Annotated in this window: 12 protein-coding genes; 6 read left to right on the top strand and 6 right to left on the bottom strand. The window is 68.7% G+C overall.

What is annotated here, in order from left to right; translation table 11 throughout:
* Window positions 1–107: 107 nt before the first annotated feature.
* On the top strand, window positions 108–2441 hold the full coding sequence (locus ACFPOE_RS03195) for a xanthine dehydrogenase family protein molybdopterin-binding subunit (protein ID WP_376848796.1): 2334 nt from the start codon (window positions 108–110) through the stop codon (window positions 2439–2441).
* A 9-nt stretch (window positions 2442–2450) separates the two neighbouring features.
* On the opposite strand, the gene ACFPOE_RS03190 is transcribed toward ACFPOE_RS03195, so the two are convergent.
* Entirely contained in the window at window positions 2451–3011 is a 561-nt protein-coding gene (locus tag ACFPOE_RS03190; protein WP_376848544.1) for a hypothetical protein, read from the bottom strand.
* 138 nt (window positions 3012–3149) lie between these two features.
* On the opposite strand from ACFPOE_RS03190, the gene ACFPOE_RS03185 reads away from it, so the two are divergent.
* Window positions 3150–3767 (top strand): TetR/AcrR family transcriptional regulator, encoded by a 618-nt coding sequence (locus ACFPOE_RS03185; RefSeq protein ID WP_376848543.1) that lies wholly within the window; start codon window positions 3150–3152, stop codon window positions 3765–3767.
* A 3-nt stretch (window positions 3768–3770) separates the two neighbouring features.
* On the opposite strand, the gene ACFPOE_RS03180 is transcribed toward ACFPOE_RS03185, so the two are convergent.
* Window positions 3771–4589: a metallophosphoesterase gene (locus ACFPOE_RS03180; protein ID WP_376848542.1), complete on the bottom strand. Its 819-nt coding sequence runs from the start codon at window positions 4587–4589 to the stop codon at window positions 3771–3773.
* On the bottom strand, window positions 4586–5569 hold the full coding sequence (locus tag ACFPOE_RS03175; RefSeq protein ID WP_376848541.1) for a LysR family transcriptional regulator: 984 nt from the start codon (window positions 5567–5569) through the stop codon (window positions 4586–4588). The genes ACFPOE_RS03180 and ACFPOE_RS03175 overlap by 4 nt, the downstream gene beginning before the upstream one ends.
* A gap of 114 nt (window positions 5570–5683) precedes the next feature.
* Between ACFPOE_RS03175 and ACFPOE_RS03170 the strand changes: the two genes are divergently transcribed.
* The 3 genes from ACFPOE_RS03170 (at window position 5684) to ACFPOE_RS03160 (ending at window position 6626) form a co-directional block, all read left to right on the top strand.
* Window positions 5684–6187: a hypothetical protein gene (locus tag ACFPOE_RS03170; RefSeq protein ID WP_376848540.1), complete on the top strand. Its 504-nt coding sequence runs from the start codon at window positions 5684–5686 to the stop codon at window positions 6185–6187.
* Window positions 6184–6318: a hypothetical protein gene (locus ACFPOE_RS03165; RefSeq protein ID WP_376848539.1), complete on the top strand. Its 135-nt coding sequence runs from the start codon at window positions 6184–6186 to the stop codon at window positions 6316–6318. Before ACFPOE_RS03170 ends, ACFPOE_RS03165 begins: the two co-directional genes overlap by 4 nt.
* A gap of 143 nt (window positions 6319–6461) precedes the next feature.
* A complete protein-coding gene (locus ACFPOE_RS03160; RefSeq protein WP_376848538.1) occupies window positions 6462–6626 on the top strand; it encodes a hypothetical protein in 165 nt (54 codons plus the stop codon).
* 40 nt (window positions 6627–6666) lie between these two features.
* Here the strand turns inward: ACFPOE_RS03160 and ACFPOE_RS03155 are convergent, their stop codons facing one another.
* The 3 genes from ACFPOE_RS03155 to ACFPOE_RS03145 form a co-directional block, all read right to left on the bottom strand.
* A complete protein-coding gene (locus ACFPOE_RS03155; protein ID WP_376848537.1) occupies window positions 6667–8517 on the bottom strand; it encodes a phosphoenolpyruvate carboxykinase (GTP) in 1851 nt (616 codons plus the stop codon).
* Between the two features lie 324 nt (window positions 8518–8841).
* Window positions 8842–8994: a hypothetical protein gene (locus ACFPOE_RS03150; RefSeq protein WP_376848536.1), complete on the bottom strand. Its 153-nt coding sequence runs from the start codon at window positions 8992–8994 to the stop codon at window positions 8842–8844.
* Window positions 8995–9080: 86 nt separating this feature from the next.
* Window positions 9081–10283 carry a threonine ammonia-lyase gene (locus ACFPOE_RS03145; protein WP_376848535.1) on the bottom strand — a complete coding sequence of 401 codons (1203 nt, stop codon included), beginning with the start codon at window positions 10281–10283 and terminating at the stop codon, window positions 9081–9083.
* Window positions 10284–10405: 122 nt separating this feature from the next.
* Between ACFPOE_RS03145 and ACFPOE_RS03140 the strand changes: the two genes are divergently transcribed.
* Entirely contained in the window at window positions 10406–12706 is a 2301-nt protein-coding gene (locus tag ACFPOE_RS03140; RefSeq protein ID WP_376848534.1) for an ATP-binding protein, read from the top strand.
* Window positions 12707–12775: the final 69 nt, after the last annotated feature.

The following is a 12775-nucleotide window of genomic DNA, read 5'->3' as shown; positions in this document are numbered from 1 at the left end:
ATGGCGGGCTCGGCCCGGCATCCAGGCGCTGGAGACCAGGCCCGTCGACGTGGCAATGCGCGACCGCTGCACGCCGCGGCAAAATCCGCGAGACTTGAGGGATGAACATGAACGCCAGCACGCTTCCCACCGACATCGCCCCGCGCTTCGGCAGCGGCCACGCCGTCAAGCGCATCGAGGACGAGGGCCTGCTCAAGGGCATCGGCCAGTTCACCGACGACCTGGCGCCGGCCGGCGTGCTGCACGCCTGCTTCGTGCGCTCGCCCTACCCGCACGCGAAAATCGTTTCCATCGACGCCGCAGCCGCCAGGGCGCTGCCCGGCGTGGCCGGCGTGTACACCGGCGCCGAGCTGGCGGCAGCCGGCGTCAACCCGATTCCCGGCAGCAAGGACTTCAGGCGCGCCGGCGGTGCCCCCGGCGCGACGCCGGCGCGGCGTGCGCTGGCGCATGAGCGGGTGCGCTTCGTCGGCGAGCCGGTGGCGCTGGTGGTCGCGCAAACCATGCAGCAGGCGCGCGATGCGGCCGAAGCGGTGGCCGTGGACTACGAGGAGCTGCCCAGCGTCGTCGACGCGGCGCAGGCGCTGGGCGGGCAGGGCGCCGTGCTGTGCGAGGAAGCGCCCGACAACGTCGCCGCCGAGATGCGGCACGGCAAGCCGGCCGCCGTCGCCGAGGCCTTCGCGCAGGCCGCGCATGTGGTGAAGCTGTCGGTGGTCAACCAGCGCGTGGTCGCCTTTACGCTGGAGCCGCGCTCGGTGCTGGCGTGGATCGCCGACGACGGGCGCCTGACCATCCGCATGAGCACGCAGATGCCCTCGGGCGTGAAGAACGCGCTGTGCAACGACATCCTGGGGCTGGCGCCGGACAAGGTGCGCGTGACGGTCGGCGACGTCGGCGGCGGCTTCGGCATGAAGACCGGCATCTATCCGGAAGACGCGGCCGTGGCCTGGAGCGCCCTGCAGCTGAAGCAGCCGGTCAAGTGGATCGCCGAGCGCAGCGAGGAATTCCTGGCCACCGCCCATGGCCGCGACGTGCGCACGGATGCGGAACTGGCGCTGGCCGCCGACGGCAGGATCCTCGCGCTGCGCCTGCACGGGCTGGCCAATGTCGGGGCCTATGCCACCGGCACCGGGCTGGCGATCCAGCTGCTGATCGGCCCCTGGGTGCAGACCAGCGTCTACGACATCCCGGTGATCGACTTCCACTTCCAGGGCGTGCTGACCAACTGCGCGCCGACCGGCGCCTACCGCGGTGCCGGCCGGCCGGAAGCGATCTTCATCATGGAGCGCCTGATGGACGAGGCGGCCCGCCAGACCGGCATCGACCGCATCGCCTTGCGGCGGCGCAATTTCATCCGGCCCGAGCAGATGCCCTACACCAACCCGATGGGCCAGGTGTACGACGTCGGCCGCTTCGAGCACGTGATGGACCAGGCGCTGGCGCAGGCCGACTGGAACGGTTTCGCCGGCCGCGCCGCGCAGAGCAAGGCGCGCGGCCTGGTGCGCGGGCAAGGCATCGCGACCTTCCTGGAGTGGACCGGCGGCAACGTGCTGCAGGAACGCGTCACGGTGGCGGTGCGCGGCGACGGCATGATCGAGGTGTTCTCCGCGGTCAATGCCATGGGCCAGGGCATCGCCACCACGCTGGCGCAGCTGATGGTCGACGTGTTCGACGTTCCGCTGGAAAAAGTCAAGGTGGTGCTGGGCGACACCGACCGCGGCGACGGCTTCGGCAGCGCCGGCTCCCGCTCGCTCTTCACCGGCGGCTCGGCGCTCACCGTCGGCGCCGGCAAGGTCATGGACGAGGCGCGCCAGCTGGCGGCCGGCGAGCTGGAGGCGGCGGCCGAGGACCTGGCCTATGCGGGCGGCCGCTTCGTGGTGCGCGGCACCGACCTGGGCGTCGGCCTGTTCGAGCTGGCGCAGAAGCAGCCGCAGAACCGCATCTATGTGGAGAGCACGTCCTCGGTCTCCGGGCCGAGCTGGCCCAACGGCTGCCACATCAGCGAGGTGGAGCTGGACCCCGCCACCGGCGAGCTGCAGGTGGTGGCGTACAGCAGCGTCAACGACATCGGACGGGTGGTCAACCCGATGATCGTGCGCGGCCAGCTCGATGGCGGAGCAGTGCAAGGCATCGGGCAGGCGCTGTGCGAGCAGATGTCCTATGACGCCGAGACCGGCCAGCCGATCACCGGCAGCCTGATGGATTACAGCGCGCCGCGCGCCGACATCGTGGCCTGCGAGTTCGTCACCAGCATGGACCAGTCGACGCCGTGCAAGAACAATCCGCTGGGGGTCAAGGGCGTGGGCGAGCTGGGCACCATCGGCGCCGCGCCCAGCGTGGTCAATGCGGTGGCCGATGCAGTGGCGCGGGCCGGACGCCCCGAGCGCGCGCCGCTGCTGCAGATGCCGCTGACGCCGGTCAGGCTCTGGGAAGCCTTGCAGTAAGCGGGGCGCTCAGAACGAAGCGGCCGAGGCCTGCGCCAGCGTCTGGCGCAAGGCCTGGCCCTTTTCCTCGCTGTATTCGCCTTCCGCCCGGGCCAGGACCTGGCCATCGCGGCCGATCACCAGCACCCACGCGTGGTCCGCGCTGGACAGGCCGGCGGCGCGGATGAAGGCCTCGCGGTTGGTGAAGACCGGCACCAGGCGGGACTGGTCCACCAGCGCGCTGTGGCGCGCGAGGATGCGACGCTCGATGTCGATGCGGGCGCTTTCGCTGCCGGGGTCGTCCAGGACCGGGATCTTCAGCCACTCGATGGGACCGTTGTCGCGCAAGTCCATGCCCTTGATCCAGCTTTCGATCTCGCCGCGGTGGCCGCGCTCGAATGCGACCAGTGCCAGCGTGCGGCCGGCCGGCAGCCCCTGCGGAAGGACGATCGGCTGCTGGTTCAGGCGTTTGGCGCTCAGCGCCGGCAGGCGTCCCATCAGCGCCGATTCGTTGGGCGCGGCCAATGCCAGCAGCAGCGCAACGGTGACTGCGCCAAGCCAGGCCACGGTTTGGATCCAGACGGTTTTCATGGGGCGCCTCCGCGCGACTCACACCCACCAGCAGGATGGGCAACGTCAGTGTTTCACGCTGCAGGAATAGGCGTTGAGCAGCCCTTGTAAAGTAGCTCGCGCAAATGTTGTGAGACGTAACTCGCCTAAAATTGCCGCATGACCATTGCCGTTGGCGCCAAGCCGTCTTTCAAGGAGCAGATGCTCCAGGCGCGCGAGGAGGCGATCGTGCAGACGGTCAACCGCCTGCTGGCCGAGAAGGGCTTCGACGCCATGACGGTGGACGAAGTGGCCGCCTCGGTCGGCATCGCCAAGGCCAGCCTGTACAAGCATTTCCCCAGCAAGGAAGACCTGGCTGCCGCCGCGATGGTGCGCGTGATGCGCAGCGCGCGCGAGTTCCTGGACACCATCGCGCCGGCGCTGGCGCCGGTGGACAAGCTCAAGGCGGTGGTGCGCTGGACGCTGCAGGTGCAGCTCGCCGGCCAGATGCCTTCGCTTCCCAGCCAGAATTCCAGCCTGCGCGCAGCGCTCACCAGCAGCAAGGAATACGTCGACCAGCTGCTGGAAATCAGCGACACCCTGGGCGGGTGGATCGAGGCGGCGCAGGCCGGTGGCGCCCTGAACGCCAAGCTGCCGCCGATCGCGGTGCTCTACACGCTGTACGCGCGCGCCTGCGACCCGGTCCTCGAGTTCCTGCGCGGCGGCGGCCAGCACAGCGACGAAGAGATCGTGGAACTGGTGCTCAGCACCTGCTTCGACGGCCTGAACGCCCGCTGAGCCTCAGCCGGCCGGCGCCGGGACGTCCAGCAGCCACTGCGGGCGGAAGCCCTCCTGCTCCCCCTTGGCGGCATAGCCCAGCGTGTTGGCGACCACCCGGCAGCCGCCTTCCAGATAGTCCTGCTGGCAGTGCAGATGGCCATGGATCCACAGCTGCGCCTGCGGCAGCAGCTCGTCCAGCGCATTGCAGAAGCCCGCGGTGCCGGGCGTCAGGCCGTAGCGCGGATCGGCGCTGCGCAGGCTGGGCGCGAAGTGGGTCACGGCGACCGTGCTGCCGTCAAAGGGTTCGGCCAGGGCCTGCCTGAGCCATTGCTGGCACACCAGTGCCTGCTCGCGCCAGCCTTCGGCCAGCCAGGGCTGGCCGCCGCGCATGGCGCCGGTCTTCTGCAGGTAGAAGTTGGCGGCCCGGAAGGCCTTGGCCCGGGCGCGCAGCACCTGGGTCAGGTCGGCATCCGGTGGCGACAGGGCATCGAAATCGGACCACAGGGTGGTGCCGATGAAACGCACGCCGTCGATCACCAGCGTCTCGCGCTCCAGCCAGGCGATGCCCAGGCGGTCGCAGGTCTCGCGCAGCCGCGCGTGGGTCTCGTCGAAATCGAGGTTGTCGTATTCGTGGTTGCCCGGCACGTACAGCACCGGCACCGGCCAGCCCCGGGCCGGCGCGAAGCGGCCCAGGCCGAAGTCGTCTTCGGCCAGCAGCGAGCCGGCCTGGTAGGAGCCGATGTCGCCGGCCAGCACCAGCAGGTCGGCCTGCGGCGCCGGGCCGACCTGCAGTTGCGGATGGACTTCGAGATGCAGGTCGGAGATCAGCTGGAGTTTCACCCCGCCGATTCTGACCGACCTGCGCGTTCGCCGAATGCCTCCCGGGCGGCGGCCAGCACCGCCAGCCGCAGCCATGCGTGGTCGCTGCGCTGGGCCTGGCGCCGGTGCCAGAGCGAGTCGACGTGCACCGGCGGCACGTCGAACGGCAGCTCGCGCAGCGTCAGCTCGCTGGCCATGCCGGTCACTTTCACGAAATGCCTTGGCAGCACGGTCAGCAGGTCCGACTCGGACACCACGCGGCCGGCGGTGAAGAACTGGTTGACCGTCAGCACCACCCGGCGCTCCCGGCCGCGCGAGGCCAGCGCCTCGTCGACGAAGCCGAACGGCCGGCCGGAAAAGCTCACCAGCAGGTGCCGGGCCGCGCAGTAGCGGTCCAGCGTCAGCTTGCCGCGGCTGAGCGGGTGGCCCTGGCGCATCACGCACACGTAGACGCCGTCATAGAGCCGCTGGTGGTCGAACGCCGCCATGCCGCCGGATTGCGCCTGCGCCGTCAGGTCGGCCAGCACCGCAGGGAAATAGCCGACGGCCAGGTCCACCTGGCCTTCATCGAGCAGGCGCCGGGGATCGCGGGTGACCAGCGGCACCACCCGCATCGACACGCCCGGTGCGTCGCGCTCGATGATCTTGACCAGGCCCGGCATCAGCGTGCTGGCGGTGGCGTCGGCCATCGCCAGCACGAAGGTGTGCTTGGCCTCCGCCGCCGTGAAGTCGCCGGGGGCGAACGACGATTCGAGCTGGCGCAGCGCGTCCGCCACCGCCGGCCACAACACCAGCGCCCGCGGCGTCGGCTCGACGCCGTAGCCGCTGCGGCTGACCAGCTGGTCGCCCACCGCCTCGCGCAGCCTGGCCAGCGCGTTGCTCACCGCCGGCTGGGTCATGGACAGGTTGCGGGCGGCGCGGGTCAGGTTGCGCTCGGCCATCACCTGGTCGAACACCCGCAGCAGGTTCAGGTCGAGCGTCCGGAAATTGGGGTATTTCATACGATTGGTGAATGATAGCCATCACCAATCTAAATTTGCCATATATCAGTGAAAACCCTAAGATTCGGTCCACGCAAAGGCAATTCCGTCCCGAGCGCTAGAGAAGGATTCCCCATGACCAGCTTTGTCCATGTCGCCCAGCCCAGTGAGCACCCGGGCATCGCGCGCGCCGATCACGCCGTCGAGTCGATCACCAAGGGCGTCCGCCACGCGATGAGCGCCCGCGGCACCGCCAGCCTGCTGCTGGCCGCCATTGTGTCGGCGCTGCTCGTCGCCGCCAACCAGGTGATCGACACCTGGACCGAAGGGCACCTGCTGGTGGCCTGGATCGCCCTGTGGACCATCGGCTTCGCCGGCCTGGCCCTGGCCGCCGGCCCGGTCCGCGCCGCCGTCAACCAGACGCGCGCTTCCGCCCGTGGCTGGGCCACTGCCCGCCGGGCCGCCGCGCAGGACGAAGCACTGTGGCAAGTGGCGCTGAGCGACGCCCGCGTGATGGCCGACATCAGCCGCGCGATGAGCCACGAAGCCGCCAGCGACGTGCTGGGCCGGCCGACGGTGACGCCGGCGCCGACCGCAACCGCGGCTGCTTCCCGCTACGAGTGGGGCCGCGGCCTGTGAAGCTGGCGCAGCAGCGGCTGTTGCCGCAACTGCTGCGGCTGCTGCCGCGGCGCTTGCTGGCGGCGCTGGACGAGTGGTCTTACCGGGTGGCCCGGGGCCGCGCCGAGAAGCGCCGCCGGCTGAACCGCTGACCCGTCCGCGCACAAAAAAGCCATCCTGCGGGGTGGCTTTTTCTTTGGGGCCGGCGTCCTACAGCAACTCGCTCCGCTGCCCACACGGCGCCGGCACTGCGGCTCTTAAGGTTGTGCTTCTTTCATTCCTCAAGGACAGCGCAATGCCTCAATCGACCAAAGACTCCAAGGGCGGCAAGACGAGTTCGACCAAGAACACCCACTCCAAGGGCCAGGCATCCGAGGCCGCCGCCAAGCAGAACGCCGGCCGGTCCGCCAACTCCCCGACCGGGCCGCAAAAGCACGGCGAAAAGAAGACCACGCCCTGAGCCTGCGACGGCCGGGGCCAAGCCCCGGCGCGGCCGGCCGTCAGGCGGCCAGCCGCTGCTCGATCCGGGCCTTGGTCTCGGTCAGCTCGCGCGGCAGGTGGTAGGCGAGTTGCTTGAACAGCTCGCTGTGCAGGTCCATCTCCCTGCGCCAGGCCGCGACGTCGATGCCGGTCGCCGCGTCAAACTGCGCCGGCGTGAAGGCCAGGCCGTTCCAGGTCACTTCGTCATAGGCCGGCACCAGGCCGAAGGCGTGCTGGACGCCCTTCGCCTTGCCTTCGATGCGGTCGATCATCCACTTGAGCACGCGCATGTTCTCGCCGTAACCCGGCCAGACGAACTTTCCGTCCTCGCCCTTGCGGAACCAGTTGGTGGTGTAGATCTTCGGCAGCTTGGCGCCGGAGGCGGCCAGCTTCGCGCCCAGGTCCAGCCAGTGCTGGAAATAGTCGGACATGTTGTAGCCGGTGAACGGCAGCATCGCGAACGGATCGCGCCGCACGACGCCGACCTGGCCGACGATCGCGGCCGTCGTCTCCGAGCCCATGGTTGCGGCCATGTAGACGCCTTCGACCCAGTCGCGGGCCTCGGTCACCAGCGGCACGGTGGTGGAGCGGCGGCCGCCGAAAATGAACGCGTCGATCGGCACGCCCTCGGGATCGTCCCAGGCCGGATCCAGCGCCGGATTGTTGGTGGCGGCCACGGTGAAGCGCGAGTTGGGATGGGCGGCCTTGGCGCCGGTGTCCTTGGCGATCTCCGGCGTCCAGTCCTTGCCCTGCCAGTCGATGGCGTGCTTCGGCGCCGGGCCCATGCCTTCCCACCACACGTCGCCGTCGTCGGTGAGGGCGACGTTGGTGAAGATCACGTCCCGGCCCAGGCTGGCCATGCAGTTGGGGTTGGTGTCGGTGTTGGTGCCGGGCGCCACACCGAAGTAACCCGCCTCGGGGTTGATCGCATACATGCGGCCGTCCGCATGGGGCTTGATCCAGGCGATGTCGTCGCCGATGGTGGTCACATGCCAGCCGGCCAGGCCCTTGGGCGGGACCAGCATGGCGAAATTGGTCTTGCCGCAGGCCGACGGGAAGGCGGCGGCGACGTGGTACTTCCTGTTCTCCGGCGTGGTCACGCCCAGGATCAGCATGTGCTCGGCCAGCCAGCCCTGGTCGCGGCCCATCGTCGACGCGATGCGCAGCGCGAAGCACTTCTTGCCCAGCAGCGCATTGCCGCCGTAGCCGGAGCCGTACGACCAGATCTCGCGGGTCTCGGGATAGTGGACGATGTACTTGGTCTTGTTGCAGGGCCAGACCACGTCCTGCTGGCCCGGCTCCAGCGGCGCGCCGACGGTGTGGACGCAGGGCACGAAGTCGCCGTCGACGCCCAGCACGTCGTACACGGCCTTGCCCATGCGGGTCATGAGCTTCTGGTTGACGACCACATAGGCGCTGTCGGACAGCTCGATGCCGATGTGGGAGATGTGCGAGCCCAGCGGGCCCATCGAGAACGGCACCACGTACATGGTCCGTCCGCGCATGCAGCCGTCGAACAGGGGCTGCAGCGTCCGGCGCATCTCGGCCGGATCGGTCCAGTTGTTGGTCGGGCCGGCGTCTTCCTTCTTCTGCGAGCAGATGAAGGTGCGGTCTTCCACCCGCGCCACGTCGGACGGGTCGGAGCGCGACAGGAACGAATGCGGCCGCTTGACCGGATCGAGCTTGATGAAAGTGCCCGCGTCCACCAACTGCTGCGCCAGCCGGTCGTATTCCTCGTCGCTGCCGTCGCACCAGTAGACCTGGTCCGGCTTGCACAGCGCCACCATGTCGGCCACCCAGGCGATCAGCCTGGCGTTCTTCACATGGGCTGGCGCGTTGAGATTCAGCCCCTGCATCACCGGTGAGTTCATGAAAAGCTCCTGAGTATGAAAAAACGTCTTTTCAAAGGAGCTCGCGGGGCGATGCCTGAGAGCAGCCTTTGAAAAAACGGCTTCGCGTCTCAGTCGGCGGGCGGCGTCGCGGGATGGGCAACAGCAGGGTGTGAAGGGTGCTTCACGGTCCGCGGGTCGGCTGGGATGACAATTTTATGAACGCCGGCCGTATCTTGGCCGCAGGGATCGCCCTAAGTCATGCAAAACTTGCATAGGGTTATGCAAGCCGGCCTCGAGCCGGCAGCCATCCCGGGGCATGGGCGGATCGCAAGGGAAGGAAGGCGCCGGCCCGTGGGCCCCGCCTCAGGCCATGTAGACGGCAATGAAGGCCAGCAGGAACATCAACACGCCGCCCACCAGCGGCAGCACGATCGGGATCGCATGGATGATGTTCTCGACCGGGTCGTGGGGGACTTGTTCTTCGCCTTGGGTCTGGCGGGGTGCGGGGTTGGACATTTGGTTCCTGGCGGATTCGGGTAGTCCGCAATTTTAGCCGCCGGCCGGCGCCATCCCAACGGCAGGGCCCGGCCGGCCGCGGCCGGTCACTTCTGTTCCTCGGCGGTGAAGCCGGCGTCGTGCAGCGCGTCGAGCACGGCGGCGATGTGGTCGCGGCCGCGGGTCTGCAGCACCAGTTCGATTTCCACGTTCTGCGCCGCCAGCGTGGTGAAGGCGCGCTGGTGGTGGACCTCGTCGATGTTGCCGCCGGCCTCGGCCACCGTGGCGGTGATCTTCGCCAGCGAACCGGGCACGTCGCGCGCACTGACCCGGATCCGGGCCAGCCGTCCGGCCCGCACCATGCCGCGCTCGATGATGGCGGCCAGCAGCAGCGGATCGATGTTGCCCCCGCCCAGCACCAGCCCCACCTTGCGGCCGCGAAAGCGCTCCGGCGCCTTGAGCATCGCCGCCAGGCCGGCGGCGCCGGCGCCCTCCACCAGCGTCTTCTCGATTTCCAGCAGCATCACGATCGCCTGCTCGATGTCGCCCTCGTCGACCAGCACGATGTCGTCGACCAGCCGTTCGATGATGGCCTGCGGCAGCTTGCCGGGCCGGCCGACCGCGATGCCCTCGGCGATGGTGCTGGTGCCCTGCGGCAGCTGCTCGTGCTTGACGGCGTTGAACATGCTCGGGAAGCGCAGCGTCTGCACGCCGATCACCTCGATCGAGGGCTTGAGCGCCTTGGCCGCCACCGCGATGCCGGCGATCAGCCCGCCGCCGCCGATCGCCACCAGCAGCGTGTCCAGCTCCGGAACGGCGGCCAGCATCTCCAGCCCCACCGTTCCCTGGCCCGCCACCACGTCCGGGTCGTCGTAGGGGTGGATGAAGGTGAGCTTCTGCTCCTGCGCAAGGCGCAGCGCGTGGCTGCGGGCTTCATCCAAAGTATCGCCGTGCAGCACGATCTCGGCGCCGAAGCTGCGCGTCCCCTCCACCTTGACGCTGGGCGTGAAGCGCGGCATCACGATCACCGCCCGCAGCCCGAGCCGCTGCGCGTGATACGCCACGCCCTGGGCGTGGTTGCCCGCGCTCATGGCGATCACGCCGCGCGCGCGTTCCTCGGGCGTGAGCTGGACCAGCTTGTTGCAGGCGCCGCGCTCCTTGAAGGAGGCGGTGAACTGCAGGTTCTCGAACTTCAGGAACACCTGGGCGCCGGTGATCCGCGACAGCGTGCGCGATTCGACGCAGGGCGTTTCCAGCACCTGGCCGCGCAGGCGGCCCTGGGCCTGGCGGATGTCGGCGAGCTCGATCATGATGCCGGCATTGTGGGGGGTAAAGGCAAAGCAATGGTTGAGCAGGCCCCACGGCCGGCGTCTTCCATGTAGCATCAGGGCGCGTTATTGTCAGCAGGCTCCTGTCGGGGCTGGAGGCTTTGATGGTCAAGCGGTCGGTCGATGTGCAGGTTCTCCCCTCACCGGGACTCAAAGACGCGCCGGTGCTGGACCTGATGTGTTCGCATTTCGTGTTGACGCTGGCCGCCAAGCAGGGCGGCAAGTTCAACGTGCGGCGTGACCTCAACGGCCTGCTGTCGCTGGCCGGGCGCCACCTGGTGTGGCCGACGCCGGCGCTGGGCCGGCTGCGCGAGTTCCTCGGCCGCCGCTGCAAGGACAACGATTTCTGGCGCGGCCACGAACAGCTGGAGACGCAGGAATTCCTGGAGCGGCACGGCGTCTGGCGCGGGCCCTACGAAGAGGGCACGCTGTTCTTCTATCTGGACGAATACGCCAAGGACCAGCCCAAGGACCTGCTGTCGGTGCTGGCCGTCACCGGCGAGTGGCTCACCCATGCGCTCAAGAAGCATTCCACGCTGGTGGAAAAGAACATCGACGCGCTCTCCGGCCTGCTGCAGTTGAACAAGGCCGAGCGCGCGCTGCTGCTGTATGGCACGCTGGCGCGCTACCAGCGTGACCTGCGCAGCATCCTGGTGGAGTTCAAGGTCAACAACGCGCCGGAGGCGTATGCCGCGATCGCCGAGATCGCCGGCGTCAACGCCACCGAGGTCGGGGAGGCATTGCGGGCCGGCTCGCGCCTGGAGCGCATCGGCCTGGTGGAGAACCTGATCTCCGAGCACAACATCACCGACCTGGCCGACCTGATGAAGGTCAGCGAGAAGCTGCCGCCGGTGCTGATGCGCGAATACCGCGACCAGAACGAGCTGATGGCGGTGTTCACGCGCCCCTGCGCCAAGAGCGGGCTGGGCCTGAGCGACTTCAGCTTCGTGGAAGAAGACGCACAGGTGCTTTGTTCGCTCCTGAGCAACGCGGTCGCGCGCAAGGAGCCGGGCGTCAACGTGCTGCTGTACGGCCCGCCCGGCACCGGCAAGACCGAACTGGCCAAGGTGGTGGCGCAGGCCAGCGGGCTGGAGCTGTTCGAGGTGGAATATGCGGACCGCGACGGCAACTCGCTCAGCGGCCGCGACCGCTACCGCTCGCTGCAGATCGCCCAGGTGTTCCTCAAGGGCAGCGCCCAGGCGGCATTGCTGTTCGACGAAGTGGAAGACGTGTTCCCGCCGATCTCCAGCGAGGCGGCGCAGTTGATGGCGCGGGCCGAGCAGGTGGTCGCGCCGGCCAGCAACAGCGTCAGCGGCAAGGCCTGGGTCAACCAGATCCTGGAGTCGAATGCCGTGCCCACCATCTGGGTCACCAACCGCATCGAGCAGATCGATCCGGCGTTCCGGCGTCGCTTCGCCTATCACCTGGAACTGAAGTCGCCGCCGCCGGGCGCGCGCGAGGGGCTGGTGCGCAAGACGCTGGAAGGCGCGCCGGTGTCGGACGCCTTCATCGCCAAGCTCACCGAGCGCAAGGGCCTGACGCCGGCGCAGATCCGCACCGCGGTGCGCTTCGCCGGCCTCGCCAGCTCGGGCCAGGCCGGCATGGAAAGCCTGATCGAGCGCCAGCTGAAGAACTCCGACCAGGCGCTGGGCAACCAGCCGCAGGACGGCCGCGCGCGCCGCAGCGTCACCACCTACGACCTGGAGATGCTCAATGTGGAGAGCCGGTTCGAGCTGCCGCGCATCGTCCAGGCGCTGAAGGCGCGCGGGCACGGCACGCTGTGCTTCTACGGCGCGCCGGGCACCGGCAAGACGGCGCTGGCCGAACACATTGCCAGGAACCTGGAAAAGCCGCTGCTGGTCAAGCAGGCCAGCGACCTCATGAGCAAGTTCGTCGGCGAAACCGAACAGAACATGGCCGCGATGTTCCGCGAGGCCGAGAACGAGAAGGCGGTGCTGCTGCTCGATGAGGCGGACAGCTTCCTGCAGGACCGGCGCGGCGCCCAGCGCACCTACGAAGTGACCGAGGTCAACGAGATGCTGCAGGGCATGGAGCGCTTCGCCGGCATCTTCGTGTGCACCACCAACCTGCTGGATCGCATCGACCAGGCGGCGCTGCGCCGCTTCACCTTCAAGATCAAGTTCCGCCCGCTGACCGCGCTGCAGCGCGAGAAGATGTTCGTCACCGAGGCGCTGGCCGGCGACGCCTCGTTGCTGACGCCGGAGGTCGGCGCCCGGCTGGCGCGGCTGGAGCAGCTGTGTCCGGGCGACTTCGCCGCGGTCAAGCGCCAGGTCGACATCCTGGCCGCCGAATTCAGCGCCGCCGAATTCCTCGACCAGCTGGAAGCGGAACATCGCATCAAGCCCGAAGTGCGGGAAGCGCGCAATATCGGCTTTTTGCAGTAGCCCGAAGTGCCACGTGTTGTGCCGGCGCCGCAGGCGGCACCGCGGCGCCTGCCCCCACCCCTATACTCG

The organism is Caenimonas terrae (assembly GCF_042655405.1).
Lineage (GTDB): Bacteria > Pseudomonadota > Gammaproteobacteria > Burkholderiales > Burkholderiaceae_C > Ramlibacter > Ramlibacter terrae_A.
The sequence above is the reverse complement of the archived record's forward strand: the minus strand, read 5'-3'. Positions and strand labels throughout refer to the sequence as shown.

What these genes read in the sequence shown, in the direction of transcription:
- ACFPOE_RS03195 (WP_376848796.1), top strand. Translation starts at nt 108, where the DNA reads ATGAACGCCAGCACGCTTCCCACCGACATCGCCCCGCGCTTCGGCAGC.
- ACFPOE_RS03190 (WP_376848544.1), bottom strand. Translation starts at nt 3,011, where the DNA reads ATGAAAACCGTCTGGATCCAAACCGTGGCCTGGCTTGGCGCAGTCACC.
- ACFPOE_RS03185 (WP_376848543.1), top strand. Translation starts at nt 3,150, where the DNA reads ATGACCATTGCCGTTGGCGCCAAGCCGTCTTTCAAGGAGCAGATGCTC.
- ACFPOE_RS03175 (WP_376848541.1), bottom strand. Translation starts at nt 5,569, where the DNA reads ATGAAATACCCCAATTTCCGGACGCTCGACCTGAACCTGCTGCGGGTG.
- ACFPOE_RS03170 (WP_376848540.1), top strand. Translation starts at nt 5,684, where the DNA reads ATGACCAGCTTTGTCCATGTCGCCCAGCCCAGTGAGCACCCGGGCATC.
- ACFPOE_RS03160 (WP_376848538.1), top strand. Translation starts at nt 6,462, where the DNA reads ATGCCTCAATCGACCAAAGACTCCAAGGGCGGCAAGACGAGTTCGACC.
- ACFPOE_RS03155 (WP_376848537.1), bottom strand. Translation starts at nt 8,517, where the DNA reads ATGAACTCACCGGTGATGCAGGGGCTGAATCTCAACGCGCCAGCCCAT.
- ACFPOE_RS03150 (WP_376848536.1), bottom strand. Translation starts at nt 8,994, where the DNA reads ATGTCCAACCCCGCACCCCGCCAGACCCAAGGCGAAGAACAAGTCCCC.
- ACFPOE_RS03145 (WP_376848535.1), bottom strand. Translation starts at nt 10,283, where the DNA reads ATGATCGAGCTCGCCGACATCCGCCAGGCCCAGGGCCGCCTGCGCGGC.
- ACFPOE_RS03140 (WP_376848534.1), top strand. Translation starts at nt 10,406, where the DNA reads ATGGTCAAGCGGTCGGTCGATGTGCAGGTTCTCCCCTCACCGGGACTC.